Below are 25,997 nucleotides of genomic sequence, written 5' to 3' on the forward strand. Positions count from 1 at the left end.
TGCCAGCCCTTTGTTTTGACAATACTTTAACATTTTTCCGACAAAGGTTCTATAAACAAGCAGAGCAGGGTGATAGTTTTTCTATCATCCTGCTCTGCTTGTTCAGATTTTTATCAGTCATCGGTTTTTGATGCTCTGCCGTCAGTACTGAAACGCATCAGCGCCCGCTTCAAATCACCATGCATCATGATGTTGAGCCGTTCGGCCATGATGGCCGGTTCGGTCTTCATATCGCGGCGTATCCATTCCAGCACCATGCCCACAAAGCCATACTTATAAAAATCAATGATGAACTGCTTGTCCTCTTCCTGCACCGGGATGTTTTCACGCTCTACAAACATCCGCAGCAGAGGGTCAAGCATTTTATAGAGATACTGCTCCACCTGTTCCCGGCTGATGGAGCGGTAGACATTCAGCACCAGCACCCGGTTGGCCTGCACCTTTTCCAGCATATCGCGGAAGGCGTCGCTCCACGTCTCAAAGTCCTGATGGCCTTCCAGCGCCTCGGCGGCATCCTCCACCAGGATCCAGTCCACCAAATCGTAAATATCCTTGAAATGGTAGTAAAAGGTCATGCGGTTCACGCCGCAGTCCTCGGTAATGTCGTTTATCGTTATCTTATTCAGCGGCTTGCGGAGCAGCAGCTTTTTGAGCGATGCTTCCAGCGCGCGTTTTGTCGTCTGTGCCACGAGAATGCCCATCCTTTCGCGTTTGCCCCGTTCTGTGCGGAGTTTTCCAACTTCTATCTATTATGATACCTCATCTGCCCGTGCAGGTGCAAGCACCTTTTTCGACTTTTTCATGAACTTTTTATGTTTTCTTAAGATTTGGACAGCAAAAAAGCTGCGCCGCCGCAGCGCGTCTATCAGGAGCTTTCCGAAAAGCTTTGACATTTTCCGGCTTTCCTCTTGATTTCTCCCCCGGCCCTGCTTACAATGGAGACACAGAGGGGGGCATCTCCCCTGTTCTTTTGATTGGGAAAGAGGGTTTTCTTATGCTGAATACCATCGGTTTCTTAGGCTGCGGCAACATGGGCGGGGCTATCGCCCGGGCCGTCTGCAAGGCGGCAGACCCGCAGAACGTCTGGCTGGCCAACCGCACCGCCGCCAAGGCAGAGGCTCTGGCCGCTGAACTGGGCTGCAACACCACCATCAACGACGAGGTGGCAGGCCGCTGCGACCTCATTTTCTTAGCCGTCAAACCCCAGATGATGGAGGAGCTGCTGGCACCGCTCCGCTTCACGCTGGCCGAACGGCCCAGCCGCTTCGTGCTGTGCAGCATGGCGGCGGGCCTGTCCATCGCCCGCATTCAGGAGATGGCGGGCGGCGACTACCCCGTCATCCGCATCATGCCCAACACGCCCGCTTCGGTGGGGGCCGGTATGATCCAGTACTGCACCTCCAATGTCACCGCCGAGGAAGAGGCCGAGTTCCTGAAATTGATGGCCCCCGCCGGGCGGCTGGATGCTGTGCCGGAAAGCCTCATCGACGCGGCCAGCTGCGTGTCCGGCTGCGGCCCGGCCTGGGTGTACCAGTTCATCGAGGCGCTGGCCGACGGCGGCGTGGCCTGCGGCCTGCCCCGTGCCAAGGCGCAGGAGTACGCCGCCCAGATGGTCCTGGGCAGCGCAAAGCTGGTGCTTGAGAGCGGCCAACACCCCGGCGCACTCAAGGACGCCGTGTGCAGCCCCGGCGGCAGCACCATCCAGGGCGTGCGGGTGCTGGAAGAAAAGGGCCTGCGGGGCGCGGTGATGGACGCCGTCATCGCCTCCTACAACAAGACCAAAGAGATGGGGAAGGGTTGATCTATGCGCATCGTAGTCAAAGTCGGCACCTCCACACTGGCCCACTCCACCGGACGGCTGAACATCCGCCACACCGAAGAGCTGGTGAAAGTGCTCAGCGATTTGAAGAACGCCGGACATGAGATCATCCTCGTGTCGTCGGGTGCTATCGGCATGGGTGTGGGCAAGCTGTCGCTTTCCGCCCGCCCTACCGATATGTCCTCCAAGCAGGCTTGTGCTGCCGTGGGTCAGTGTGAGCTGATGTACACCTACGACCGGCTGTTCAGCGCCTACGACCACACGGTGGCGCAGATTTTGCTCACCGGTGTGGACATCGAGCACGCCAGCCGCCGCGAGAACATCCAGAACACCCTCACCCGTCTGCTGGAGCTGGGCGCACTGCCCATCATCAACGAGAACGACACCGTCGCCACCGACGAGATCACCTCCATCGGCGACAATGACACCCTCGCCGCCATCGTCACCTGCTGCATCAAAGCCGATCTGCTGGTGCTGCTGAGCGACATCGACGGCCTCTACACTGCTAACCCCCACACCCACCCGGACGCAAAGCTCATCCCGCTGGTGGAGGACATCACGCCCGAAGTGATGGCGCTGGCCGACGGGGCCGGCTCGGCGCTGGGTACCGGCGGAATGTCCACCAAACTCCGGGCCGCCCGGATGGTGACCTCCAGCGGAGCTGACATGGTCATCGCGAACGGCGCCCACCCCGAACTGCTCTATGACATCGCCGAGGACCGTGCCGCAGGCACCCGCTTTGCGGCCCACAGACAGGAGGCATAACATGACCACACAGGAAATTCTGGAAGCCGCCCGCGGGGCCAAGACTGCCGTTGCCCTTTCGAACAGCGGCACCCGTGATTCTGCCCTTCTCGGGATGGCTGATGCCCTCTGCGCCCCTGAGTCCATGGACGCCATCCTCGCCGCCAACGCCGAGGACATGGCCACCGCCAAGGGTCGCATCAGCGACGTCATGCTGGACCGCCTCGCCCTGACGCCCCAGCGCATCGAGGCCATGGCCAAGGGCATCCGGGACGTTGCCGCCCTGCCTGACCCGGTGGGCCGGGTGCTGAGCCACATCGAGCGTCCCAATGGCCTCGTCATCGAGAAGACCGCCGTGCCGATGGGCGTCATCGCCATCATCTACGAGAGCCGCCCCAACGTCACCAGCGACGCTGCCGCCCTCGCCATCAAGAGCGGCAATGCCTGCATCCTCCGCTGCGGCAAAGAGGCGTGGCGCTCGGCCAACGCCATCGTTCAGGCCTTGCGGCAGGGTCTGCGGGCAAACGGTCTGCCTGAAACAGCAGTCTGCCTCATTGAGGACACCACCCACGCCTCGGCCAACGCCCTGATGACTGCCGTCGGCTATGTGGACCTGCTCATCCCGCGTGGCGGGGCCGGACTCATCCGTGCCTGCGTCGAGAACGCGAAAGTCCCCTGCATCCAGACCGGCACCGGCATCTGCCACATCTTCGTGGACGACACCGCCGACCAGACCAAGGCGCTGGACATCATCGAGAACGCCAAGGCCAGCCGCCCCAGCGTCTGCAACGCCGAGGAAGTCTGCCTCGTCCACAGCGCCATCGCCGCTGAGTTCCTGCCGAAGCTGGCTCAGCGCCTCGGCCCCGACCGCACCTCCAAGGGTCTGCACCCGGTGGAACTGCGGCTGGACGAGCGCGCCGCCGCCCTCATCCCCGGCACCCCTGCCGGGCCGAAGGATTTCGACACGGAGTTCCTCGACTACATCCTTGCGGTGAAAATCGTGGACAGCGTGGAGGAAGCCATCGCCCACATCGCGGCTCACTCCACCGGCCACAGCGAAGCCATCCTGACCCGGACTGACGCCCACGCTGCCCTCTTCACGGCGGCAGTGGACAGTGCCGCCATCTACGTCAACTGCTCCACCCGCTTCACCGACGGCGGAGAGTTCGGCCTTGGCTGTGAGATGGGCATCTCCACCCAGAAGCTCCACGCCCGGGGTCCCATGGGCCTCGGCGAGCTGTGCAGCTACAAGTACATCATCCACGGCAACGGCCAGACCCGGTAATTTTCGGGTTTTTCCGGGATGCATCACCCTTTCGGTAAAAATTTTCTCCACAGGCCGGGGTCAAATGCCCCGGCCTGTATTTTTGTTTCATCGAGATGGATCGTTTTTCTCTCAAGCACACTTTTGGCTAAAAAAGTTTTGCAAATACATCCGAGAATAATTCCTTGTATCCAAATTTTCTCCATTCTCCACAAAGCCATAGTCATACTTTTGCCATTTTATCTTGCAAAAATCACAACAAACCTCTTGACACACGGGCCTTCTGCGGGTTAAATTTAAAATGAGAGTGTGATTCGACACAATCGCACTGGTTTAGTCTGTTTGTCGAGAATTGTTCTCCGCAAGACTTCAACTTTTCAGACCGTTTTACTGCGGAGAACACTCTTCCGAGCATATCCGCCCACTCACAACACTATACTTGGAATGAAGGAGAGAGCGTTATGACGATTGCTATTCTTGCACATGATTCCCGCAAAGAGCTGGCGCTGCAGTTCTGCACAGCTTATAGCGGCATCCTATCCCGCAACACAGTCATTGCCACCGGCACCACCGGTCGGATGCTGGCGCAGGCCACCGGCCTGCCCGTACACTGCTACCTCTCCGGGAAGCTGGGCGGCATCCAGCAGATCTCGGCCCGGGTGGCCTGCGACGAAGTAGACCTCGTGCTCTTCTTCCGCGACCCGCTCAAGGCCGAGAACGGCAGCAGCGAGCAGAACCTGCTGCGGCTGTGCGATATGCACAGTGTGCCGATCTCTACCAACATCGCCACCGCCGAAGTGCTGCTGCGCGGCCTCGACCAGGGCGACCTCGACTACCGTGAGGGCATCCACCCCGACATCGTGGAGCCGCTGCCCGTCCATCGGGCCGTGTGCTGAGCCTGTTTTTAAGACTTTTCCGCCATTTGTGGTTTTGTGTATAGAGGGTTTTCGACAAAGAAAGACACCGCAGAAGCTTTCACACTTCTGCGGTGTCTTTTTATCTTATGCGCTCAGGTACCACTGAGGGATAACTTATTCCAGACCGCCCATCTGCTTGATCGCCTTGATGGCGTAGGTCAGGGTGCGGCCCATAGCCACGCCTGCCATCAGGCAGGGATAGTTGTTGGCGAAGAAGGAGCCGGACATATCGCCGGTGACATACAGGCCGGGCATCGGCTTGTTGTCGTTGTCCAGAGCCTGACCCTTGTCGTTGATGGCGATGCCCTGCTCGGTGGTCAGCAGAGAGGCACCCAGCCAGCAGCCGTAGAAGGGAGCGGTGCGGATGGCGCTCAGACGGTAAGCGGGCTTACCGAAGTCCTCGTCGTTCTGCTTATCGTACAGCTCGTTGTAACGCTCAACGGTAGCGAGGAAGGTGTCCTTGGCCTCACCGGTGAAGCCCAGCTTGTCGGCCAGCTCCTCGATGGTGTCGCAGACGAACAGGGTGCCAGCTGCAACAGCCTCATCGACCTTGCCCTGGAAATACTTCTCGCCGCCGTTGCGGGTCTGGGCAGAGCAGCCGATGGTGTGGAAGCGCTTTGCATCCTCCAGAACATTGGCGTCGCAGATCTGTGCGTAGACGCGACCCGGCTGATGAGCAGCAGCGTAAACAATATCGTTGTAGGGGCTGCTCTCGTTGGCGAAGCGCTCACCGTTGCGGTTGACCTTCAGGAAAGGCTGAGTACCGGGGTTGTACTGGCGGATGGGGCCGGGGAAGGCCTTGCCGCCGAAAGCGGAGTCGCTTGCCACATAACCGCCGTCCACGCCGGGAGCCACGATGCCGCGGTCGAACAGCATGGGAGCAGCTTCCTTGTCGAGGTTTGCACCGGCCCAGACAGCGGCACGGATGCCGTAGCCCTTATCGGCCGGAGAGTAGGAGCAGGCGGTGGTGACGGAGGTACCCAGCGGGTCCAGCTGCTCCATCATGTAGGGGTTGCCGGGGAAGCCGCCGCAGGCCAGCAGAACGCCCTTATTGGCGTTGTAGCGGATGAAGTGGTCATCCTCGGTGCTCTGGGCGATGATGCCGGTGATGCGGCCGGTGGAGTCCTTCTCCAGCTTTGCCAGAGAGGTCTTGAAGTCCACATCGTAGCCCAGCTCCTGAATGTACTGCAGCAGCAGCTCGTTGCGGGGCTTGCCAGAGGCAGACTCGCTGGCCATGTAGTTGTGCTCCTGCACGGGGAAGAGGTAATCGGTGTTGTGCTCGGCGTTCTCGGCAGGCCATGCTGCCTCCGCGCCGGAAGTGAAATCGCAGGTCCAGCCGTACTTATCTTCCAGAATGCTGCGCATGAAATCGTGCATTGCAGCAGACTCATTGATCCAGGTCTTGACAACGCGCTGGTCGCACTTGCCGGAAGCGTAGCGGGAGATCTCGCTCAGCAGCTTGGCACGGTCAGCGGGCTTTTCACCTGCTTCCTTTGCGGCAGCAGAATCGATAGCGCCGTACCAGTGACGGGTATCCTGCACGTTGCCGTTCTGCTCGATGACACGGAAGTTCAGGCCGTTGGCGGCAGCATAGGCGGCAGCGAATATACCGCCGTTGCCTGCACCCACGATGAGGATGTCGGTGTCCACGGTCTCGGTGATGGCAGCCTCGTCGATGTCAGGCTCCTTGCCCAGCCAATCGTTTTCGTCACCGGTGGGCAGCTGGACGGAGGTCACAGTAGCCTCGCCCTTGGCCTGAGCGTAACAGCTCTTGGCAGCCTTCATGACAGCGTCGGAAGTGATGGTGGAACCGGAAACGCCGTCGATCTCAGCAGAGCCTGCAGCCATCAGCTGCTCACGCAGCTGGTCGGCAGCAGCAGCGCCGTAAGAAGCGGTCTCGCCGGAGGTATCGACCACAACGTCGGTCACAGCGCTGTCGGAGAAGGTCATGGTGACCTTGACGGTAGAAGAGATGCCCTCAGCAGTACCCTCATAGGTGCCGGGAATATAGGTGCCGGCTGCACCGGAAGCAGCGGTGGAAGAGCTGGCAGCATTGCAGGCAGCCAGAGCACCGGCAGTCACACCAGACATGGCAGCTGCGGCAGCGATCTTCAGAAAACCTTTACGGGAGATCTTGTTCATTTTGCGTGGTTCCTTTCTTCGTGTCTTTTTCTTCTTCTCTATTCTTTCTCATAGCTCCGTGCAGCGGCAGACCTTCTTGCACTGCCGCCCACATCGTTCGATAATAATTTAACACAAATTCAAAGGTCTGTCTTTTAAGAATCCTTAAACATCCTGGCCATTTCTTAGTTCAATTCTGGACATTCTCGTTAATTATTTGCTTAACAAGTCCAAAAAGAGCGCCGACTGCTTAAGTTTCCTTAAGAAGTCGGCGCTCTCATCAAAACGATTCTTAAACCTTGCCGCCGTCCGGCTGGAAGACATAGCCCTTGCCCCAGACATTTTTTAAGTAGACAGGCTTTGCCGGGTCGGGCTCTATCTTGCTGCGGAGATTGTGGATATGTACCTGCACCGTCCGCACATCGCCGAGGCTTTCCTTGCCCCATATCTTCTGGTAGAGCTCGTTGGCCGTGAAGAAGGTGTTCGGGTAGCGGACGAAGAGGGTGAGGATGCGATATTCCATGTCGGCCAGATGGACGCTGCGGCCATCCTTCTCCACACTGTGGCTGTTGGCATCCAGCGTGAAGGCCGCGCAGTGGTAGCCGTTGACGCTGGGCTCTGCGCCGTCCATCTGCACCCGGCGGATGTTGGCCATGATGCGGGCCAGCAGGATCTTGTTATTATAGGGCTTTGCCAGAAAGTCGTCGCCGCCCATTTCCAGCGCGCGGACGATGGTATCGGTATCGTCCAGACAGGATGTGAAGATGATAGGGCAGTGGTGCCAGCTGCGCAGACGCTGGCAGAGGTCCACGCCGTTGGTGTCCGGGAGAAGGATGTCCATCAGGATGACATCGAACTTTTCCCGCGCATGGCTCAAAGCGTCGCCGCCCGTCTCTGCACAGACCACCTCAAAATTCTGCTGACTTTTCAGAAAATAGCATGTGGTGTCGCGGATCACGGGGTCATCTTCCACCAACAATACGCGGATCATCCTGTCAGCCCTCCCCTTTTTTCGCACGATTTGTTATACTATAGTATACCTTATTTTTTGCGCATCTACAAGGGGAGGCATCGCCATGAAGCAAAAATGGCCCATTCTGATTTTCTCCGCCCTGCTTACGGCCTTTATCGTGCTGGCCGGTATCTGGGGCAACGCGCAGTTCGAGCGCCTGCACAGCGGCAGCGTGCTGACGGCGGAACACGCCGCCCAAGGCATCGCGCTGGACGGCTGGCGGCAGGAAGACCCCGGCCAGTGGCACTTTACTTTCACGGTGGGGGAAGACATCCCGTCCCTCACCCTCTGCGTCACCAACACAGCGGTACCGCTGGCCCCTGAAAGCCTCACCAGCCTCGAGCGCTCGGGAGAGCTGTATGCACTGGACGTCGCGCCCGGCGAGACGGTGGAGCTGATGTTCACCTGCAGCCGCAGCCCCCAGACATGGCTGATGACTTCCGCCTTCGCCTCCCGGGCATTCCGCTTCCGCACCATGACTCAGCTCATCGCTCTGACGGCCTTTGTGACCATGGGGATGGTGCTGCTGGCGCTCTACCACTATAAGCACCTGCCGGAGCTGGGGTACTTTCTGCTCTACCTCGTCATTATGAGCGTCTGGGCGCTGATGGTCTTCTTCTTCCCGGCCATCCGAAACCGTCTGCTCCAGCGCATCCTCCGCTCCTTCTTCTCCCTCACTGTGCTGGCCTCGGCACTGCTGGCGGCAGGGCTGCTGGGGGTAAAACTGCCCCGCTCCGGGCGGGGGCTCCTTGCGCTTGCCGCCGGATGCGTCGTCTTCTTTGCGCTGTCCACGAGCAGCTATCCCCCGCTGCGGGTCGGGATGCTGGTAGCGGGCATGTGCCTCTGCCTTTATTATTTAATGGCCGCCGTGAACGCAGACTATGAGGGTGCCGCTCTGATGCTCCTGCCCGGTGCTGTCACCACCGGCTTCCGGGTCTGGGCGCTGATGCCCGGGCTGGACAGCGTGCTTTTTGTGGAGTCTGTTCCCTTCTACCTGCTGCGCTGCGCCCGCCTCTACGACCTTCCCTTTGCCATCGGCTGCATGGTGTTCGTCTGCCGGAGGTTTGCTCTCCTCTTCGACCGCACCGAGCAGCTGGCTCGGGAGCTGGACGCCCGGGTGGCAGAGCGGACAAAAGAGCTGACCGCCGAGACCGAGGCCCGCAAGAGCATGATGCTCAACATTTTTCACGACCTGCGCAGCCCTCTCTTTGCCGTCAGCGGCGGGCTGGAAACACTGGAATCGGCCCCCGAGGCCCTTCCGGCCTTGCTTCCGGCTCTGCGTCAGCGCATTGAATTCCTGCGGCGGCTGACGGAAGACCTCTTCCTCGCGGCAAAGCTCGAGCAGAAGCAGATCCTGCTCAACGAAGACCGCGCCGCCCTCAACGAAGAAGCCGCCGCCGTCTGCGCCGCCTGCCGGAGCGAGGCCGACCAGAAGGGCGTCGAACTCCATGTCAGCGCCGACACGCCTCTGCCTGTCTGGGGCGACAGCGTGCGGTTACAGCAAATTATCCAGAACCTTGTCACCAACGCCATCCACTATACTCCCGCCGGGGGCAGCATCCATGTGGACTGCCGCGCCGAGGGCGAAACGGCCTGTGTCAGCGTACAGGACACCGGCTGCGGCATCGCGCCGGAAGACCAGAGCGCTGTCTTTGACCGATACTTCCATACCACCGCCGACAAAAAGCACGACTCCACCGGCCTCGGCCTGACCATCGCGCAGGAGCTGGCCCACCTCCACCACGGCGAGATCACATTGCAAAGTGAAGTCGGCAAGGGCAGCATTTTCACGCTGCGGCTTCCCTTACTTACAGACTGAGCGGGCAAGGCCGCTGATAAGATCTATCTCTCGATAGAGAAAGAGGACATCACGCAAAAAAATCGCATGATGTCCTCTTTCTTATCGCAATTTTCAAAAATAGTGCCGGTTAAAACTGCGTCTTTGCGATATGCAGTTTGCGGCTGTTGCTTGTGCATTAAAAACGCAAACTGCTATATTTCAGCAGCTCCGTCAGCTTTGCCAGACGATGCACAGCCTCGTCCAGCACGTCGGTGCCGCGGGCAAAATGCATCCGGATGAGGTGGTTGACCGGCTCTTTGAAGAAGCTCGAACCGGGGACAGCCGCCACACCGATGTTCTTTATCATCCACTCACAGAATTCCAGGTCGGTCCAGCCCTTGAACTGGGGCAGGGCGAGGAAATCCGAAATGTCTATCATGACAAAATAAGTACCCTGCGGGACGTTGTGCTTGAGGCCGATGGCATCCAGCCCGGCAAGGAAGTGGTCGCGCTTCTCGGTGTAAAGAGCGCGCAGCCCTTCATAATAGCTTGCGGGCATGGTCAGACCGGCGACGGCGGCCTCCTGCAGGGGTGCGGCTGCACCGACAGTCAGGAAATCATGCACCTTGCGGGCGCCCTCGATGACGTAGGCCGGGCCGATGAGGTAGCCCAGACGCCAGCCGGTGATGGAGTAGGTCTTGGAGAGGGAGTTGCAGGTAATGGTGTGCTCGAACATACCGGGCAGGCTGGCCATGCAGATGTGCTCTGCCGGGGCGTAGACGATGTGCTCATACACTTCGTCCGTCACCACAAAAGCGTCGTACTTGATGGCAAGCCTGGCGATGGCTTCCAGCTCGTCGCGGCGGAAGACCTTGCCGCAGGGGTTGGAGGGGTTGCAGAGGATAAGCGCCTTGGCACCCTCGGCAAAGCCCTTCTCGATGAGGCTCAAATCGAACTCATACTCCGGCGGCACTAATGGGATGTAGATGGGTTCAGCCCCCGAGAGGATGGCGTCTGCGCCGTAGTTCTCGTAAAATGGCGAGAATACCATCACCTTGTCGCCGGGGTTGCAGATGGTCATCATGGCGGCCATCATGGCCTCGGTACCGCCGCAGGTGACGCAGATTTCCGTGTTGGGGTCCACCTCGTGGTGGAGCGCCGGGCTGGTCTTTTTCGCCAGCGCCTCCCGGAAGTTCTGCGCACCGAAGGTCACGGCGTACTGATGGGGGCCATCGTGGGCGGCTTTGGCCAGCGCGTCGGTCAGCTCCTTCGGCGGGTCGAAATCAGGGAAGCCCTGCGACAGGTTGATGGAATCGTATTGGTTGTTGATGCGGGTCATCCGGCGGATGACAGAGTCGGTAAAGGTTCCGACGCGGTCGCTTAATCGTGGCATTTTTTGATCCTTTTCATCTTAGACTCCCCTCGAGAAGGGAACTGGCACCGAAGGTAACTGAGAGGTTCAGTCCTTAAAATACGCATTCTGCACAGCCAGCAGGACGCCTGCGCGGCTGGCGGCGAAGTTCAGGCCGCCCTGCAGGTAGCAGGTATACGGCTCACGCAGCGGGCCGTCGCAGGAAAGCTCGATGGTGCTGCCCTGGGTAAAGCTACCGCTGGCCATGATAACTTCGTCGGTGTAGCCCGGTTCCGGAGAAGGTTCCGGGGCGGCATAGCTGTCCACGGGGCTTGCGGCCTGAACTCCCCGGCAGAAGCCGATGAGGGCGTCCGCCGTACCAGCATCAAAGCAGGTGACGATGTCGTTGTGGGCCTCGCAGTAGCGAGGGATGGGCTTTTTGCCCACCAGTTCCAGCAGGCACTGGGCGTAGATGGCCGTCTTGATGGCCTCGCAGACCACGCCGGGGGCGTAGTAGAAGCCCAGATACATATCGCGGGGCGTCTCGAGGGTGCAGCCCAGCTCCTTGCCGAGGCCGGGGGCGTTCAGGCGGTAGGCGCAGAGCTCCACGAGGTCTTTCCGGCCTGCGATATAGCCGCCGGTGGGGGCAATGCCGCCGCCGGGGTTCTTGATGAGGCTGCCCACCACGAGGTCTGCACCTGCCTGGCAGGGTTCTTCCTTCTGGGTGAACTCGCCGTAGCAGTTGTCCACAAAGATGATGATGTCGGGGTTGGCGGCACGTGCGGTGTCGGCGACCTTGCGGATGGTGTCGAGGTCGAAGGCGTTGCGCTGCAGGTAGCCGCGGCTGCGCTGGATGTGGCAGACCTTCGCGCCCGGGGCTTTCTGGGCGATGAGCTCATAGTCCGGGGTAAAGTCGGCCTTCAGCGGGGCCTCGTCGTACTTGATGCCGTAATCCATCAGGGTTCCGGTGCCTTTGCCCTTGCCATCCAGACCGATGACGCCTTCCAGCGTGTCATACGGACGGCCCGTGGCAGCCAGCAGGGTATCGCCTGCCCGCAGCAAACCAAAGAGGGCCACGGCCAGCGTGTGGGTGCCGCTCTGGAACTGGCTGCGCACCAGTGCATCTTCGGCGCCCATCACCTCGGCAAAGATCTGCTCGAGCTTGGCGCGGCCGCTGTCCCACAGGCCGTAGCCGGTGGTACCCAGCATATCGGTGGAGGACATCTGGGTGTCCGCAAAGGCTTTCAGCATCTTGAGCTGGTTGTAGTCGCGGATGTCCTCCATCTGCTTGAAGTAGGGCTGGCAGAGCTCGAGGGCTTTTTCATCCAGCGCCAGAACTTCGGGTTTATAATCGAAAAAGTGATTTAACATTGACATTATAATGAATCCTTAATTGTTATTGTACTTCATATCGTGCATACTCCCCCATCTTCTCAAAGCCCAACCGGGTATAGAAATGCACCCGCTCGGGGCTGCACAGGAAGACAGGCATCCAGCCTTCGGCGGCGAGGGCGTTCGCCATCTCGACGATGAGCCGCCCGCCGACGCCTTTGCCCCGCAGAGCTTCCACGGTCTCGCCGCAGGCCATGTACGCTTGACCATTTGCCAGCGCGTAGGCTCCCACAGTACAGATGATGTTTCCTTCCCGTTCCAGCGTCCAGACCCGGGCAAGACCCCGGCTGCGCTTGGAGCAGAGCTCAGAGTAAAAGTCGTCCCGTTTTGAGGGCCTGTCAGGGAAGAGCATATCCGCTGCTTTTCCGGCGGCAGGTTCTGTGTTTTTGGCAAGACTCTGCCAGAGGGCAGCGTCTGCCTCAGGCAAGGGCAGCTGACGCCCTGGCACAAGGCCGAAGACGCTGTGCGTCTTTGCCCGTTTCCAACCGGTGGGCGGCGGATACTCGGCTTCATCCAGCACCACAGCCTCACAGCCGCAGAAAGCCAGAAAGCCCGCCAGCTCCTCGGGGTTGGCGTGACCCGCCAGCCACGCGGTGCTGCCGCCGACATCCAGTGCCAGCGTCGGCCCGGCGAAAAAGCGGCCCGGCTGGCTCTTACCGAAGAGGGCGAACGCCAGCGGCATAGTCGCCCCGAGACAGAGCTTGCCCCGGCAGGCGTTCAAAAAGCGCTGCTTCTGGCGGGGCGTTTTGATTTGAGCGATCACTTCAGCGCGTTGACGATGCTCTTGAACTCGCGGCCACGCACTTCAAAGTTCGGGTAGAGGTCGAAAGAAGCACTGGCCGGCGAGAGGATGATGATGTCACCGGGCTTTGCGCAGGCGCGGGCCAGCTCCACGGCGTGCTGCATATTGTCGGCGTGCTGGATGGGCAGCTCGGCCTCGTTGAAGTTCGGGTCTTCGCGCACGGCCTTCTCGATGCGGGGGCCGGTAGCACCCATCAGCACGAGGTTCTTGACATGAGCCGTGATCTCAGGGGCCAGCGGCTCATAGGGGATGTGCTTGTCGTAGCCGCCTGCGATGAGGATGACCTTCTGGTCGAAGCTGCGCAGACCGGCGATAGTGCGGGTGGGGCTGGTGCCGATGGAGTCGTTATAATAAGTGACGCCGTCCAGCACGCGCACCGGCTCGATGCGGTGCTCCACGCCGGTGAAATTACTGCCCACCAGCTGGATGGCCTCCACAGGCACCTCGCCCCAGACGGCGGCGGCAGCGGCCAGCAGGTTCTCAATGTTGTGCAGGCCCCGCAGCTTCACGTCCTTCTGGGCGAGGAAGGGAGTCACGACGCCGTTCTCTGCCATGCAGAGCATCCCGTCATCCCGCAGGAACGCGCCGTTGTCCGTCTCGTGCAGGCGGGTGAACCAGACCTGCTTGCCCTTGCAGTCCTTCTGCATGGAGCGGCTGATCTCGTTCTCATAGCCGAGGACAGCGCGGCAGGGCTGCTTCTGGTAGAGCAGGATATTCCGCTTGGCGTCGATGTACTCCTGCATATCCTTGTGGTGGTCGAGGTGGTTGGGGGTCACGTTGGTGACGACGGCGATGTTGGGGCTCTGGTGCATACTGATGAGCTGGAAGCTGGACAGCTCCACCACGGCCACGTCGTCGGGGCTCACCTCGGGCAGCATGGGCAGCAGGGCTGCGCCGATGTTGCCGCCCAGATGCACCCTGCGGCCTGCGGCCTCGTAGAACTTGGAGATAAGGGTGGTGGTGGTGGTCTTGCCGTCAGAACCGGTCACGGCCACGATCTCGCAGGGGCAGAACTGGAAGAACAGCTCCACCTCGCTGGTGACCATGGTGCCGGCGGCCATGGCGTCCTGCAAAGGCTTCTCGAAATAGCCCACGAAGCCCGGGGTGCGCATGATGATGTCCTGCCCCTTGAAACCGTCGAGGTAATTCTCGCCGAGGCTCAGATCGATGCCCAGCTCCTTGATGGTGGCGGCGTAGTCGCCGAAATCTTCCACGCTCTTTTTCTGGTCGCAGAGGGTGACGTGCGCACCCAGCTCCACGAACTCCTTGATGAGCGTCTTATGGCTGACGCCCGCGCCGATAAAGGCAACCTTTTTGCCCTTGATGAGGTTTGCAAGCTCCTGCTGTTCCTTCTGCATAAAAAAGGACCTCCTCTATAAATGTATATTACCATAGCACCCCCGCCGCACACAGCCGCAGGAGAAAATGCATTGCTGTCCCCCATTATAGACCATTTGTTTCCGATTGGCAACGGAAAAACACAAACCGTGGCTCAAAATGTCCACTCAAATCAACAAAATGTCGATTGTCTTTTCTGCCTGTTTCTGTTACACTTATAGCGATTTCGATTTTTGGCGCAGCATCAACAGCATTGCACCGGCTCAACACCAGAATTTTCCTGCGCCTGTCCGGGTGCAGTTTTCGTGTTTCTTATCACTTTCTAAGACAAACAGGGCCGCACCGGCCCGAAAGGATGCATTTCTTGAAACAGCTTCGCTTTGTCGCGGCTTTACTGGCTGCGTTTTTTGTTCTGAGCCTGACCGCCTGCGGCTCCGGCTCCAACAGCTTTACCTGGTTCGTGGACTCCATCCCCGCGAACCTCGACCCGCAGGTGGCGTCCAGCGCCTCGGACATCATCGCCTGCGAGAACCTCTACAGCGGCCTCGTCCGCCGCGCACCGGACGGCAGCCTCGCGCCGGAATTGTGTGAGCGGTGGGAGGTATCTGCCGACCGGCTCACCTATACATTCTATTTGAAGGACGGTCTGACCTATACGGCCTCGAAGGGAGATCCCACCGACTTCGCCATCACCGCTGAGGACTTCGTCTTCGCGTTCCAGCGGATGTTCCTCCCCGGCACCAACTCCCCCTACGCCGTGGAGTTCTCTGCCCTCGAGAACAGCGCCGCCGTTCTGGCCGGTCAGAAGCCCGCCAGTGCGCTGGGCGTCACCGCTGCGGAACCGCTGAAACTGGTGTTCCGACTCTCCTCGCCCGACGAGACGTTCCTCTCCAAGCTGACGCTGCCCGGCGCGATGCCCTGCGACGAAGCGTTTTTTGACAGCACCCGAGGCACCTACGGTCTGACCAGCGCCTCCACCCTTTCCAGCGGACACTTTTACCTTTATAACTGGACGTCCAGCGGCCTTTTCCTCCGCCGGGCGGCTTCGGGGAATCAAATCGACAGCCTGCGCCTCGTGGAGAACACCACGAGCTCCGGCCAGTCCGCCGAAGAGCTCATCAATAACGAAAAATGCACCGCCGCCCTCGACGACAGCGGTACCCCCACCTCGCTGCAGAGCGTGTCCTACTCCGACACCACATGGGCGCTGCTCTTCAACTGCGACTCCATCTTTGCTTCCACTGAGCTTCGGCAGGCACTGGGCAGTGTAGCCGCTTCGGCAGTGGAAGTCCCTGGCGGCGGGCTGTTCGCAGAGGCAAAGGGCCTCATCCCCGACGGCCTGACTGTGGACGGCATCGACTACCGGCAGACGGCGGGCGATGTCCGCCCGGCCTTCGGCGACCCCCGCGCACTTTACATCGCCGCCCGCGACGGCGGCGTCTCCCCCTCCGACTTTGGCCGCGTCTCCCTGCTGCTGCCTTCCGGCAGCGGCCTCAGTGACACCGCCGAGCTCATCAACAGCGCATGGCAGAAGGAGTTTTCGCTCTTCTTCTCGGTTGAAGAGGTGGAGCCGGAAGAGTTCCAGAAGCGGCTCGAAAACGGCAGCTACACCATCGCCCTCGCCCCTGTGCAAGCCGAAGGCGGCAGTGTCTACACCGCGCTGGCCCAGTTCTCCCCCACCGGCGGCGGGCTGACCGGCTACAGCGACGCCCTTTACACCACCCAGCTCTCGGCCAGCGCCACAGCCACCGGCAGCACCCGCTGCTCTCTGCTGGCCGCCTGTGAGCGCCAGCTCCTCGAACAGGCTGTTGCCGTGCCACTCTTCACCCAGCAGAAGCGGCTGCTGGTGGCCAACGGCATCGAGGGCCTCGTCTTCGACCCCTTCGGCCCCGTGCTGGATGTGACGTATGCCACCAAATCAAAATAAAAAGCATAAAAACAGAGAGGATAGTTCAGGAATGACTATCCTCTCTGTTTTTATGCTTTTTTACGTTAATACGAAGGTCAGCTCTGCGGTGGCGGCGCACTTGCCGTCCACATAGGCGGACGCTTTGCCGATGCCCACCGGGCCGCGCTGCTCGACCAGCTCACAGTGAAGGGTGAGCACGTCGCCGGGGGTGACCTGCTTGCGGAAGCGGGCGTTCTTGATGCCTCCGAAGAGGGCCAGCTTACCCTTGTTCTCAGGCAGGCTCAGGGCCGCGACAGCGCCGGTCTGGGCCAGTGCTTCGAGAATCAGGACGCCGGGCATGACCGGCTGGCCCGGGAAGTGGCCGCAGAAGAATTCTTCGTTGCGGGTGACGCACTTGCGGCCAATGGCCCACTGACCCGGCTCGTAGTCCAGAATGCGGTCCACGAGGGCGAAGGGATACCGGTGGGGCAGGATGGCCGCGATGTCCTCGCTGGTCAGGCTGTTTGCGTTTTCACGCACGGTGCGGGGTTCTGCCATCGCTCAGCCCTCCCACTTCTTGAAGGCCAGGCAGGCGTTGTGTCCGCCGAAGCCCAGGCTGTTGCTCAGAGCGTACTCCATCTTCATCTCACGGCCCACATTCGGCACATAGTCCAAATCGCACTCCGGGTCGGGCTGCTCGTAGTGGATGGTGGGCGGCGCGAACTGGTCGCGGAGGGCCAGGGCGGTGAACACGGCCTCGATGCCGCCTGCGCCGCCCAGCAGATGGCCGGTCATGCTCTTGGTGCTGACGACGGCGATATCCTTGGCGTGGTCGCCGAAGACGGCGTGGATGGCGGCAGTTTCGCAGCTGTCGTTCATGTGGGTGCCGGTGCCGTGGGCGTTGATGTGGTCGATCTGCTCGGGGGCAATGCCGCCGTCCTTGAGAGTCAGCTTCATGCAGCCAATGGCACCTGCGCCGCCGGGTGCGGGAGCTGTGAAGTGATAGGCGTCGCAGTTGGCGCCGTAGCCCACGACTTCGGCATAGATGTGTGCGCCGCGGGCCTTGGCGTGCTCCAGCTCTTCCAGCACCAGCACACCGCTGCCCTCGCCCATCACAAAGCCGCCGCGCCGTGCGTCGAAGGGCAGGCTGGCCGCATCAGGGTCCGTAGCAGTGGAGAGAGCCTTCATGCTGGTAAAGCCGCCAATGCCCAGCGGGCTGATGCAGCTCTCGGCACCGCCGCAGACCATGACCGGCTCGTAGCCGTCGCGGATGCGGTGGAAAGCATCGCCCACAGCGTTGGTGCCGCCTGCGCAGGCCGTCACCGGGCAGGTACACATCCCCTTGAGGCCGAAGCGGATGGCGATCTGTGCTGCCGCCATGTTGGCGATAGCCATGGGGACGAAGTAGGGGCTGACCTTCTCCATGCCCTTTTCCTCGCCGCGGCTGTGCTGCTCCTCGATGGTGGGCAGACCGCCGATGCCGCTGGACACGATGACGCCGATGTTCTCGGCCTCGGCTTCGCAGTCGATGCCGCTGTCCTGGATGGCCTCAGCGGCAGCGCCCAGCGCCAGCAGGGTGAAGCGGGCCATCTTGCGGGCTTCCTTTTTGTCCACGACGGTCTCGGGGTCGAAGCCCTTGACCTCGCCTGCCAGCTTGCACTTGAACTCGCTGGCGTCGAACTGGGTGATGGGGCCGATGCCGCACTTGCCTGCGCGGGCTGCGGCCCAGCTGTCGGCGGTGTTATTTCCAAGAGGGTTCACGGTGCCAAGACCGGTGATGACGACTCTGCGTTTTTCCATAGAAAAAGCTCCTTTTTACATTGCCATGCCGCCGTCCACACAGAGCACCTGCCCGGTGAGATAGCTGCTTTGTTCGGCGGCGAAGAAAGCCACCGCGTTTGCCACGTCCTCCGGCTGGCCGGCGCGTCCCTCCGGGATGGTCTTGCACATCTCGGTGCGGACAGCCTCCGGCAGAGCGGCGGTCATATCCGTGGCGATGAAGCCGGGAGCCACCGCGTTGACGGTGACGTTCCGGCTGGCCAGCTCCTTGGCGAGGCTCTTGGTCAGGCCGATGAGGCCCGCCTTGCTGGCGGAATAGTTTGTCTGGCCTGCGTTGCCCCGCAGACCCACCACGCTGCTCAGGTTGACGATGCGGCCATAGCGCTGGCGCACCATCCGGCGTGCGGCCTCCTTGCAGCAGAGGAACGCACCCTTGAGGTTGGCGTTCAGGACGGTGTCAAAATCTTCCTCGGAAAGGCGGAGGATGAGGTTGTCGCGGGTGACGCCTGCGTTGTTGACGAGAATATCCACGCGGCCAAAGGCATTCACTGCTTCTTCGAACAGCTTCTTGCAGCCCTCGGCAGTGGAGACGTCGGCCTGCACGGTGACGGCCTCGACGCCAAGCTCTTTGCACAGTGCGGCAGTCTCGGCGGCAGCGGCCTCACCGTGGCAGTAGTTGACCACCACATTGCAGCCCTGCTTTGCCAGCGCAACACAGACAGCCCGGCCGATGCCCCGGCTTCCGCCGGTGACGACGGCGGCACGGGTCAGCTTTTCTTCGCTCATGCCTGTGCCTCCTTCCAGCTGGTGAGGAAAGCTTCCAGCTCTTCTGCCGTCTCGACAGCGGTGCAGTGGACGTCTGCGCCCAGCGTCTTTTTCACGAAGCCGCTCAGGGCCTTGCCCGGGCCGACTTCGAGAATGTCGGTGACGCCCAGCTCGCCCAGACGGCGGAGGGTATCTTCCATGTAGACGCTGCTCTGCACCTGCTTTTCCAGCAGAGCGGGGATGCTGTCGCTGTCTGCCTTTTCGTGGCCGAGGCAGTTGAAGAGGACAGGCGTCTCCATCTCGCCGAAATGCTCAGACGCAAAGCGCTTTGCCAGCGCGTCACCGGCGGGGTGCATCAGCTTGGTGTGGAAGGGACCGCTGACCTTCAGCGGGATGCAGCGGCGTGCGCCTGCGGCTTTTGCCAGCTCAGCGGCCTTTTCCACGGCGGCTTTTTCGCCGCCGATGACCAGCTGGCCCGGGCAGTTGTAATTGCAGATCTGGACACAGCCCAGAGCGGACGCCTCTTCGCAGCACTTTGCCAGTGCATCGCGGTCAAGGTTCATCACAGCGGTCATGCCGCACTCGATGCCCTTGGCGGCGTCGGCCATGGCTTTGCCACGGAAGGCAGCCAGCTCCACAGCCTGCTTGGCCGTGAAGACACCGGCGGCTTCCAGCGCGGAGTATTCGCCCAGCGACAGACCGGCCAGATAGTCGGCCTTGACGCCGTTTTCCTTCAGGACAGCCGTGACACCGGCGGCGAAGGCCACCATGCAGGGCTGGGTGTACTGAGTCAGATTCAAAACGCCTTCCGGGTCGTCGAAGCAGACGCTCTCCAAATTAAAGTCAAGGTCTGCGGCGTTGAACGCCTCCCGGAACGCGGGGTATCTCTCGTAAAGGTCTTTGCCCATGCCGGGGTGCTGAGAGCCCTGACCGGCATACAGAATGGCAAGCTTCATTGGTGTTTCCTCCAATCATCCATCAGTTCATCCATCAGCTCCCGGACACTGCGCATCCGGTCGAGACGGCCCACGTTGGCCCCGCAGAAGAAGAGTCCATCTTCCACATTGCCCTTCACGGCCTCGATGAGGGCGTGGGTGATGCAGTAAGGCACCTTGGCCGGCTCACAGGCTTTGAGACAGCGGGCGCAGTGCTTCGGCGGGAAGCGCAGGCCCTGTTCAAGCTTCTGCACCAGCGGAGTGGCCAGCGCACGGCCCGGCATTCCCACAGGGCTGTGGATGATGCGCACATCTTCGGGCTTGGCCGCCAGCAGGACATCTTTATAGGTCTGGCTGGCGTCGCACTCGTAGGTGGGGATGAAGCGGGTGGCGAGCTGTGCGCCCGCAGCCCCCATCTTAGTATAGTGGGCGATGTCCTCGCCCGTGTAGACACCTCCGGCCACGAAGACCGGGATGTCGTGGCCGAACTGAGCCTCGAAAGGCTTCACCTCGGCCAGCACTTCGGGCAGGATCTCGTCGAGGGTCTGGCATTTTCCGGCCAGAAGCTCTTCTTCCGAAAAGCCCAGGTGCCCGCCGGCCTTGCAGCCCTCGATGACCACGAAGTCGGCGGTGCGGTTGAAGGCTTTTGCCCACCGACGGAGGATGAGCTTTGCAGCACGTCCGCTGGACACGATGGGTGCCAGCGCAACATCAGCTTTTTCCACCAGGCCGGGCAGCTCCAGCGGGAGGCCCGCACCCGATACGATGGCATCCACACCTGCCTCCACAGCAGTGCGGACGGCGTCGGCGTAGTTCTGGGTGGCGACCATCGCGTTGATAGCCACCAGTCCCGCGCCGCCTGCGATCTCTTTCGCTTTGGCGATCTCTTTTTTCAGCGCACGGAGATTTGCTGCGCAAGGGTCGCGGGCAAAATCAGGTTCGCGGTAGCCTGTGTCGGCGGTGGAAATGCACCCCATGCCGCCGCAGGCCGCGACCGCCCCGGCCAGCCCGCCGAGGGAGACGCCCACTCCCATGCCGCCCTGTAAGACAGGCACGGCCAGCGTCTTGCCTGCGAGGGTCAGCATAACTCACTCAGCGAATGCATCCGCTGCCTCCCGCTCTCCCACAGCTCGTCGAGGATCTCAGCCACAGGCCGCACCTCGTGGAGCATACCGGCCACCTGACCGGCCATCAGACTGCCTGTGGCGGTATCGCCCTCAAAGACGGCGCGCCGCAGACTGCCCAGCGTGTATTTTTCCAGCTCCATCTTGTCGGCACCGGCCTTTTCCTGCCGGACATACTCGCGGCTCATCCGGTTTTTCAGCACACGGACGGGGGTGCCGCCGATGCGGCCGGTGACGATGGTGTCGCTGTCCTTGGCGCGCAGAAGCGCGGCCTTGTAGTTCTCGTGGACGGGGCATTCCTCACTGACCAGCAGGCAGGTACCCACCTGAACGCCGCAGGCTCCCAGTGCGAAGGCTGCCGCCAGCTGGCGGCCATCGGCGATGCCGCCCGCCGCGATGACAGGGACATCTACAGCGTCCACCACCTGGGGGACAAGGGCCATGGTGGTCATCTCGCCCACATGGCCGCCGCTCTCGGTGCCTTCGGCGATGACGGCATCCACGCCCAGAGGGGCAAGGTGCTTGGCCAGAACGGCCGCTGCCACCACGGGGATGACCTTGATACCGGCTTCCTTCCACATGGGGATGTACTTGCCGGGGTTGCCTGCGCCGGTGGTGACGACCTTGACGCCCTCTTCCACGACGATTTTGGCAAACTCGTCGGCCTGGGGGTGCATCAGCATGATGTTGACGCCGAAAGGCTTGTCGGTGAGCGCCTTGCAGCGGCGGATGTTCTCCCGCAGCGTCTCAGCGTTCATGCCGCCTGCGCCGATAAGACCCAGCGCACCGGCATTGGAGCAGGCGGCGGCAAACTCGCCGGTGGCGATGTTGGCCATTCCGCCCTGAATGATGGGGTATTTCGTGCCTAATATCTCGTTGAGTAATTTCATGTAAATCGTCCTATTTATAGGTTTTACTTTAGAGCGCTCTCCCTTTGGGAGAGCTGGCATGGCGTCAGCCATGACTGAGAGGGCTGTACGTAACCAGCATCCCGCCCCAGGTCAATCCGCCGCCGAAGCCGATGCAGGATACCTTCTGCCCGGCTTTGAGCAGACCGGCTTCGGCCATCTCGTTGAGGGCCACCGGGATGCTGGCCGCGCTGGTGTTGCCGTGGCGGTCCATGTTCTTGTAGAACTTTGCGGCGTCGGCGTGGAGCGCTTTCACACAGTGGTCGATGATACGGCTGTTGGCCTGATGGCAGACCACCCAGTCCACATCGTCCAGCGCCAGCTGCGTCTCGTCCAGCACCGCGTGCAGACAGCGGGGCAGTGCGTCCACCGCAAAGCGGAAGACGGCACGCCCGTCCATGCTGATGGGGGCCGAACCGGTGCGGCAGGGGCCTCCTGCGTGGATAGCCTCGTCGCCCCGTGCGCCCAGCGTGATCGCAAACGGTACGTCGCACAGTTCAAAAATCGCTGCGCCCGCACCGTCGCCAAAGAGCACACAGGTGGAGCGGTCGGTCTGGTCCATCAGGCGGGACAGCGCTTCGCAGCCCACCACGAGGGCGTACCGTCCACCCAGCGTCGCCATCAGGCCGCGGGCCACGGCTGTGCCGTAGATGAAGCCCGAGCAGGCGGCGTTGACATCCAGCGCGGGGCGGTTTTCGGGCAGACTCAGCGCCCGCTGCACCTGACAGGCCACACTTGGGGTGGCGTCAGGTGCCGAAAGGGTAGCGCAGACACAGCAGGCAATATCCTGCGGCGAAAGACCACTGCGCTCCAGCGCCTGCTTTGCCGCCGCGATGGCCAGCGTGGCGGCGGATTCTTCCTCCGTACACCAGTGGCGGGCGCGGATGCCGGTGCGGGTGGTGATCCACTCGTCGCTGGTGTCCACGGTGCGGCTCAACTCTTCATTGGTGACCGTGCGGCCGGGCAGAGCTCCGCCGGTGGCGATCAACTGCAAACCGTTCATGCTCGTTTCGCTTCTCCGATCTGACGAAATTTTTTGTACCGCTGGTCGGCCAGTGCCTTGCCGCTCATCTTGCAGAGGGCGGTGAGGTGGTTTTTCAGGGCCGTATCCATGGCGGCAAACAGGGCCGCGTGGCTGCGCTGTGCGCCGCCAACAGGCTCCGGGATGATCTCCTCGACGATGCCGTCCTTGTAGAGGTCCTGTGCTGTCAGCTTCATGATCTCGCAGGCTTCGCCGCTGCGGGAGGAATCCTTCCACAGGATGCTGGCGAAACCTTCAGGACTGAGCACCGAGTAGACTGCATTTTCCAGCATGAGGATGTGGTTTGCCACACCCAGTGCCAGTGCGCCGCCGGAAGAGCCCTCGCCGGTGACGACAGCGATGACGGGAACCGTCAGACCGCTCATCTCCATCAGGTTTCGGGCAATAGCCTCGCCCTGTCCCCGCTCTTCAGCCTCTTTGCCGGGGTATGCGCCCGGCGTGTCGATGAAGGTGATGATGGGGCGGCCAAACTTTTCGGCTTGCTTCATGAGACGGAGGGCCTTGCGATAGCCCTCCGGTCCCGGCATACCGAAGTTGCAGGCCATGTTCTCTTCCAGTGTGGAACCTTTGCGGTGGCCGATGACGGTCACAGGCATCCCGTGGAAGCGGGCGATGCCGCCCAGAATGGCGCTGTCTTCCCGGCACTGACGATCGCCGCACTGCTCAAAGAAATCGGTAAACAGAGCATTGATGGTCTCGTCGATATGGGGGCGCTCCGGGTGGCGTGCCAGAAAGACCCGATCCTCAGCGGTCAGCGGGCCGCAGCAGCGGAGGATTTCATCTTCCTCCACAGCCAGTTCGGCCAGCTCGGAAGCGTGGGCCGTGATAGCGGCCATCTGGCTCTCCTCGTCCTGTGCGCCGCCACGCAGGGCAGCGATCTGGGCGTCCAAAGGAGCAAGCTGCTCCAGAAGTTCTTTTATCATTCTGTTTTCCTCCCGCCTGCGTGGAGCTGCAGCAGCTGGATGAGGGTGGCGCGGAGCTCACTGCGGGGTACGACCTTGTCTACAAAGCCGTGTTCCAGCTGGAACTCGCTGCGCTGGAAGCCCTCGGGCAGGCGCTCGCCGATGGTCTGCTCGATGACGCGAGGGCCTGCAAAACCGATGAGTGCGCCCGGCTCGGCCAGCATGATGTCGCCAAGGCTGGCAAAGCTGGCGGTAACGCCACCGGTAGTGGGATGGGTCAACACACTGATGTACAGCCCGCCCTTGGCCGAAAAGCGCTCGATGGCGGCGCTGGTCTTGGCCATCTGCATCAGGCTGAAAATGCCTTCCTGCATCCGGGCGCCACCGCTGGCCGAAAAGATGACCAGCGGCAGTTTTTTCGCCGCCGCGTACTCGATGGCGCGGGTGATCTTCTCGCCCACGGCCGTGCTCATGCTGCCCATAAAGAAGCGGCTGTCCAGCACAGCAGCCACCACCGACACGCCGCCGATGCGGCCCACTGCCGCGACAGCAGCCTCGCTGAGGCCCGTCTTCTGGGTCTGGGCGCTGAGCTTTTCGGGATAGCCCGGGAAACCCAGCACGTCCTGCGGGGCCAGCTCTGCATCCAGCTCCCGGAAACTGCCGCTGTCCAGCACTAGGCTCAGGCGGTAGTACGCACCGATGGGCTGGTGATTGCCGCAGTTGGGGCAGACGAAGAGGCTCTTGGCCCAGATCTGGCGGGTGGCACGGCGGCCGCACTGCTTGCATTCCACAAACTGCGGCTCATGCCACGCCACACCGGTGTCCCGCCGGGCTTTGAGCTGGAAGGCGCGCTCCCGCATCCGGCCCGGGAACAAGTCTCTAATGTCGTTCATCGTTATGCCTCAGCGTGTGCAGTCAGGTAGTTGAAGATGTCGCCGACGGTCTTCATGTTGGCCAGCTCCTCGTCGGGGATGGAGACGCCGAAAGCGTCCTCCAGAGCCATGTTCAGCTCCACAGCGTCCAGGCTGTCAGCCTCGAGATCCTCGGTCAGGCTGGCCTCCATCGTGACCTTCTCTTCCTCGCAGTTCAGGGTGTCAACGACGATTTTCTTCATATCCTCAAAAGTCATGGTGATTTTCTCCTTTTATCTTGTGTATGTGTGTTGTACTATCGTATCTTGTTCGGGCAAATCAGTTCACGTCATTTAGTTAAATGTTTTGAACGATTTGATAAGGCAATTATACTCGCGAGGCCACCATTGTCAATAGTTTTATCTAAAAAGTTTTAGTTTTCTCATTTCTTTCACAGGTCGTTGCGCAACCAATACAATATTTTCGTCGTGTATTTCGGGCTTTTTGTAGTTTTTCCCGGCCCCTGTGCTATATTCGGCCCAGAAAATATGTATCTCATCATCTCACTTGCTGCGGCGGGCATCGTGGTTCTGCCGGGCTGATAGATCCATAACAAAAAGAGCAGAGACTTGCGGGTTTTCACCGCAGGCTCTGCTCTTTTGTGTTACACCGTTATCTCGATTTGATTTCCTTCCACCGCAAGGACACAACTTTCATAATAGCCGTCTCCGGTGGTGCGGGGGCCGCTGAGGACTTCGCAGCCGTCGGCCTTGAGGTGGGCCGTCAGCGCATCCACCTTCTCCTGACTGCCGACGCTGAACGCGATGTGCGCGTATCCGGTGCGGGCGGCAGGCTTCGGCTCGTCGGACATCCCGGGTTTGTTCATCAGCTCCAGGCGTGCGCCGTCCGTGAAAGTGAGAAAGTAGGAGCGGAAGTCCGTCCTCGGGTTGTGGTAGCCCGCATTCGGCACGGCGTCAAAATAGCGCACAAAGAAGTCCTTTGCAGCCTCGAGGTCGTTGACGTACAGGGCGATGTGCTCGATTTTCACAGCGTCTCCTTTCTATGTTTCACCAGATAGTAGCCGATGCCGATGGCGTCCGCCAGCGCCCAGCCCGCAATGAGGGCGAAGGACTGGAAGACGCTCTGGCGCATTTTATCGTACTCACCACTGCCGTACTGCATCGAGATGGCCGCGCCGCTGCCCATGCAGAGGCCCAGCAGGATGCTGCCGGTGATGGGGCCGGACGTCAATGCACGCTGCAT

26 protein-coding genes are annotated in these 25,997 nt (G+C 61.0%); 6 read left to right on the top strand and 20 right to left on the bottom strand.

Annotated elements, in window-relative coordinates; translation table 11 throughout:
• Positions 1–113: 113 nt before the first annotated feature.
• Positions 114–689 carry a TetR-like C-terminal domain-containing protein gene (locus J3349_RS13355; RefSeq protein WP_347565016.1) on the bottom strand — a complete coding sequence of 192 codons (576 nt, stop codon included), beginning with the start codon at positions 687–689 and terminating at the stop codon, positions 114–116.
• Between the two features lie 305 nt (positions 690–994).
• On the opposite strand from J3349_RS13355, the gene proC reads away from it, so the two are divergent.
• From proC to J3349_RS13370, 3 genes are read left to right on the top strand one after another with little or no spacing between them, the layout of a single operon-like run.
• Positions 995–1,801, top strand: a complete 807-nt coding sequence (gene proC / locus J3349_RS13360) for a pyrroline-5-carboxylate reductase (RefSeq protein WP_158394825.1) — start codon at positions 995–997, stop codon at positions 1,799–1,801.
• Between the two features lie 3 nt (positions 1,802–1,804).
• Positions 1,805–2,584: a glutamate 5-kinase gene (gene proB, locus J3349_RS13365; RefSeq protein ID WP_207677747.1), complete on the top strand. Its 780-nt coding sequence runs from the start codon at positions 1,805–1,807 to the stop codon at positions 2,582–2,584.
• 1 nt (position 2,585) lies between these two features.
• Positions 2,586–3,848 carry a glutamate-5-semialdehyde dehydrogenase gene (locus J3349_RS13370; protein ID WP_207677748.1) on the top strand — a complete coding sequence of 421 codons (1,263 nt, stop codon included), beginning with the start codon at positions 2,586–2,588 and terminating at the stop codon, positions 3,846–3,848.
• A 23-nt stretch (positions 3,849–3,871) separates the two neighbouring features.
• Here the strand turns inward: J3349_RS13370 and J3349_RS13375 are convergent, their stop codons facing one another.
• Entirely contained in the window at positions 3,872–4,033 is a 162-nt protein-coding gene (locus J3349_RS13375; protein WP_207677749.1) for a hypothetical protein, read from the bottom strand.
• A 255-nt stretch (positions 4,034–4,288) separates the two neighbouring features.
• Here J3349_RS13375 and J3349_RS13380 point away from each other — a divergent pair, with 255 nt between their 5' ends.
• On the top strand, positions 4,289–4,723 hold the full coding sequence (locus tag J3349_RS13380; RefSeq protein ID WP_158394827.1) for a methylglyoxal synthase: 435 nt from the start codon (positions 4,289–4,291) through the stop codon (positions 4,721–4,723).
• Positions 4,724–4,858: 135 nt separating this feature from the next.
• Here J3349_RS13380 and J3349_RS13385 read toward each other — a convergent pair whose 3' ends face one another.
• Both J3349_RS13385 and J3349_RS13390 read right to left on the bottom strand, forming a co-directional pair.
• Complete coding sequence (locus J3349_RS13385) at positions 4,859–6,886, bottom strand: FAD-binding protein (RefSeq protein WP_207677750.1); 2,028 nt, start codon at positions 6,884–6,886, stop codon at positions 4,859–4,861.
• Positions 6,887–7,157: 271 nt separating this feature from the next.
• A complete protein-coding gene (locus J3349_RS13390) occupies positions 7,158–7,856 on the bottom strand; it encodes a response regulator transcription factor (protein WP_158394829.1) in 699 nt (232 codons plus the stop codon).
• Positions 7,857–7,941: 85 nt separating this feature from the next.
• Between J3349_RS13390 and J3349_RS13395 the strand changes: the two genes are divergently transcribed.
• Positions 7,942–9,696, top strand: coding sequence for a HAMP domain-containing sensor histidine kinase (locus J3349_RS13395; RefSeq protein WP_207677751.1), 1,755 nt, complete (start codon positions 7,942–7,944; stop codon positions 9,694–9,696).
• Positions 9,697–9,853: 157 nt separating this feature from the next.
• On the opposite strand, the gene J3349_RS13400 is transcribed toward J3349_RS13395, so the two are convergent.
• The 4 genes from J3349_RS13400 to murD all read right to left on the bottom strand — a co-directional run bounded on the left by J3349_RS13400 (position 9,854) and on the right by murD (position 14,560).
• The gene (locus J3349_RS13400) at positions 9,854–11,050 is read right to left on the bottom strand and encodes a pyridoxal phosphate-dependent aminotransferase (protein ID WP_158394831.1); all 1,197 of its coding nucleotides are present in this window, start codon (positions 11,048–11,050) and stop codon (positions 9,854–9,856) included.
• Between the two features lie 66 nt (positions 11,051–11,116).
• The gene (locus J3349_RS13405) at positions 11,117–12,379 is read right to left on the bottom strand and encodes a methionine gamma-lyase family protein (RefSeq protein WP_207677767.1); all 1,263 of its coding nucleotides are present in this window, start codon (positions 12,377–12,379) and stop codon (positions 11,117–11,119) included.
• Positions 12,380–12,404: 25 nt separating this feature from the next.
• Positions 12,405–13,163 (bottom strand): GNAT family N-acetyltransferase, encoded by a 759-nt coding sequence (locus J3349_RS13410; RefSeq protein WP_207677752.1) that lies wholly within the window; start codon positions 13,161–13,163, stop codon positions 12,405–12,407.
• Positions 13,160–14,560, bottom strand: a complete 1,401-nt coding sequence (murD, locus tag J3349_RS13415; protein WP_207677753.1) for a UDP-N-acetylmuramoyl-L-alanine--D-glutamate ligase — start codon at positions 14,558–14,560, stop codon at positions 13,160–13,162. The genes J3349_RS13410 and murD overlap by 4 nt, the downstream gene beginning before the upstream one ends.
• A gap of 335 nt (positions 14,561–14,895) precedes the next feature.
• On the opposite strand from murD, the gene J3349_RS13420 reads away from it, so the two are divergent.
• On the top strand, positions 14,896–16,467 hold the full coding sequence (locus J3349_RS13420) for an ABC transporter substrate-binding protein (protein ID WP_207677754.1): 1,572 nt from the start codon (positions 14,896–14,898) through the stop codon (positions 16,465–16,467).
• Positions 16,468–16,527: 60 nt separating this feature from the next.
• Here J3349_RS13420 and fabZ read toward each other — a convergent pair whose 3' ends face one another.
• The 12 genes from fabZ to J3349_RS13480 all read right to left on the bottom strand — a co-directional run bounded on the left by fabZ (position 16,528) and on the right by J3349_RS13480 (position 25,997).
• Positions 16,528–16,986, bottom strand: coding sequence for a 3-hydroxyacyl-ACP dehydratase FabZ (gene fabZ / locus J3349_RS13425; protein ID WP_158394835.1), 459 nt, complete (start codon positions 16,984–16,986; stop codon positions 16,528–16,530).
• A 3-nt stretch (positions 16,987–16,989) separates the two neighbouring features.
• Complete coding sequence (gene fabF / locus J3349_RS13430) at positions 16,990–18,228, bottom strand: beta-ketoacyl-ACP synthase II (protein ID WP_158394836.1); 1,239 nt, start codon at positions 18,226–18,228, stop codon at positions 16,990–16,992.
• Positions 18,229–18,243: 15 nt separating this feature from the next.
• Positions 18,244–18,993, bottom strand: coding sequence for a 3-oxoacyl-[acyl-carrier-protein] reductase (gene fabG / locus J3349_RS13435; protein ID WP_149794615.1), 750 nt, complete (start codon positions 18,991–18,993; stop codon positions 18,244–18,246).
• Complete coding sequence (gene fabD / locus J3349_RS13440) at positions 18,990–19,928, bottom strand: ACP S-malonyltransferase (protein ID WP_207677755.1); 939 nt, start codon at positions 19,926–19,928, stop codon at positions 18,990–18,992. Before fabD ends, fabG begins: the two co-directional genes overlap by 4 nt.
• Positions 19,925–20,992: a nitronate monooxygenase family protein gene (locus J3349_RS13445; protein WP_207677756.1), complete on the bottom strand. Its 1,068-nt coding sequence runs from the start codon at positions 20,990–20,992 to the stop codon at positions 19,925–19,927. Before J3349_RS13445 ends, fabD begins: the two co-directional genes overlap by 4 nt.
• Positions 20,986–21,981, bottom strand: coding sequence for a nitronate monooxygenase (locus J3349_RS13450; protein WP_207677768.1), 996 nt, complete (start codon positions 21,979–21,981; stop codon positions 20,986–20,988). Before J3349_RS13450 ends, J3349_RS13445 begins: the two co-directional genes overlap by 7 nt.
• Before the next feature lie 4 nt (positions 21,982–21,985).
• Positions 21,986–22,942 (bottom strand): beta-ketoacyl-ACP synthase 3, encoded by a 957-nt coding sequence (locus tag J3349_RS13455; RefSeq protein WP_207677757.1) that lies wholly within the window; start codon positions 22,940–22,942, stop codon positions 21,986–21,988.
• Complete coding sequence (locus J3349_RS13460) at positions 22,939–23,904, bottom strand: acetyl-CoA carboxylase carboxyltransferase subunit alpha (RefSeq protein ID WP_158390715.1); 966 nt, start codon at positions 23,902–23,904, stop codon at positions 22,939–22,941. Before J3349_RS13460 ends, J3349_RS13455 begins: the two co-directional genes overlap by 4 nt.
• Positions 23,901–24,776 carry an acetyl-CoA carboxylase, carboxyltransferase subunit beta gene (accD, locus tag J3349_RS13465; protein ID WP_207677758.1) on the bottom strand — a complete coding sequence of 292 codons (876 nt, stop codon included), beginning with the start codon at positions 24,774–24,776 and terminating at the stop codon, positions 23,901–23,903. Before accD ends, J3349_RS13460 begins: the two co-directional genes overlap by 4 nt.
• A 2-nt stretch (positions 24,777–24,778) precedes the next feature.
• Positions 24,779–25,012, bottom strand: a complete 234-nt coding sequence (acpP, locus tag J3349_RS13470) for an acyl carrier protein (protein ID WP_149794608.1) — start codon at positions 25,010–25,012, stop codon at positions 24,779–24,781.
• A 386-nt stretch (positions 25,013–25,398) separates the two neighbouring features.
• Positions 25,399–25,782 carry a VOC family protein gene (locus J3349_RS13475; protein ID WP_207677759.1) on the bottom strand — a complete coding sequence of 128 codons (384 nt, stop codon included), beginning with the start codon at positions 25,780–25,782 and terminating at the stop codon, positions 25,399–25,401.
• Complete coding sequence (locus tag J3349_RS13480; RefSeq protein ID WP_207677760.1) at positions 25,779–25,997, bottom strand: hypothetical protein; 219 nt, start codon at positions 25,995–25,997, stop codon at positions 25,779–25,781. The genes J3349_RS13475 and J3349_RS13480 overlap by 4 nt, the downstream gene beginning before the upstream one ends.

This window comes from Faecalibacterium sp. Marseille-P9590, from assembly GCF_017377665.1.
In the GTDB taxonomy this organism is placed as follows: Bacteria; Bacillota; Clostridia; order Oscillospirales; family Ruminococcaceae; genus Faecalibacterium.

Bases quoted from the DNA above. Each gene is read 5' to 3' on its own strand.
- proC (WP_158394825.1), top strand. From the start codon at position 995: ATGCTGAATACCATCGGTTTCTTAGGCTGCGGCAACATGGGCGGGGCT.
- proB (WP_207677747.1), top strand. From the start codon at position 1,805: ATGCGCATCGTAGTCAAAGTCGGCACCTCCACACTGGCCCACTCCACC.
- J3349_RS13370 (WP_207677748.1), top strand. From the start codon at position 2,586: ATGACCACACAGGAAATTCTGGAAGCCGCCCGCGGGGCCAAGACTGCC.
- J3349_RS13375 (WP_207677749.1), bottom strand. From the start codon at position 4,033: ATGGAGAAAATTTGGATACAAGGAATTATTCTCGGATGTATTTGCAAA.
- J3349_RS13380 (WP_158394827.1), top strand. From the start codon at position 4,289: ATGACGATTGCTATTCTTGCACATGATTCCCGCAAAGAGCTGGCGCTG.
- J3349_RS13385 (WP_207677750.1), bottom strand. From the start codon at position 6,886: ATGAACAAGATCTCCCGTAAAGGTTTTCTGAAGATCGCTGCCGCAGCT.
- J3349_RS13390 (WP_158394829.1), bottom strand. From the start codon at position 7,856: ATGATCCGCGTATTGTTGGTGGAAGATGACCCCGTGATCCGCGACACC.
- J3349_RS13395 (WP_207677751.1), top strand. From the start codon at position 7,942: ATGAAGCAAAAATGGCCCATTCTGATTTTCTCCGCCCTGCTTACGGCC.
- J3349_RS13400 (WP_158394831.1), bottom strand. From the start codon at position 11,050: ATGCCACGATTAAGCGACCGCGTCGGAACCTTTACCGACTCTGTCATC.
- J3349_RS13405 (WP_207677767.1), bottom strand. From the start codon at position 12,379: ATGTTAAATCACTTTTTCGATTATAAACCCGAAGTTCTGGCGCTGGAT.
- murD (WP_207677753.1), bottom strand. From the start codon at position 14,560: ATGCAGAAGGAACAGCAGGAGCTTGCAAACCTCATCAAGGGCAAAAAG.
- J3349_RS13420 (WP_207677754.1), top strand. From the start codon at position 14,896: ATGCATTTCTTGAAACAGCTTCGCTTTGTCGCGGCTTTACTGGCTGCG.
- fabZ (WP_158394835.1), bottom strand. From the start codon at position 16,986: ATGGCAGAACCCCGCACCGTGCGTGAAAACGCAAACAGCCTGACCAGC.
- fabF (WP_158394836.1), bottom strand. From the start codon at position 18,228: ATGGAAAAACGCAGAGTCGTCATCACCGGTCTTGGCACCGTGAACCCT.
- fabG (WP_149794615.1), bottom strand. From the start codon at position 18,993: ATGAGCGAAGAAAAGCTGACCCGTGCCGCCGTCGTCACCGGCGGAAGC.
- fabD (WP_207677755.1), bottom strand. From the start codon at position 19,928: ATGAAGCTTGCCATTCTGTATGCCGGTCAGGGCTCTCAGCACCCCGGC.
- J3349_RS13445 (WP_207677756.1), bottom strand. From the start codon at position 20,992: ATGCTGACCCTCGCAGGCAAGACGCTGGCCGTGCCTGTCTTACAGGGC.
- J3349_RS13450 (WP_207677768.1), bottom strand. From the start codon at position 21,981: ATGCCAGCTCTCCCAAAGGGAGAGCGCTCTAAAGTAAAACCTATAAAT.
- J3349_RS13455 (WP_207677757.1), bottom strand. From the start codon at position 22,942: ATGAACGGTTTGCAGTTGATCGCCACCGGCGGAGCTCTGCCCGGCCGC.
- J3349_RS13460 (WP_158390715.1), bottom strand. From the start codon at position 23,904: ATGATAAAAGAACTTCTGGAGCAGCTTGCTCCTTTGGACGCCCAGATC.
- accD (WP_207677758.1), bottom strand. From the start codon at position 24,776: ATGAACGACATTAGAGACTTGTTCCCGGGCCGGATGCGGGAGCGCGCC.
- acpP (WP_149794608.1), bottom strand. From the start codon at position 25,012: ATGACTTTTGAGGATATGAAGAAAATCGTCGTTGACACCCTGAACTGC.
- J3349_RS13480 (WP_207677760.1), bottom strand. From the start codon at position 25,997: ATGCAGCGTGCATTGACGTCCGGCCCCATCACCGGCAGCATCCTGCTG.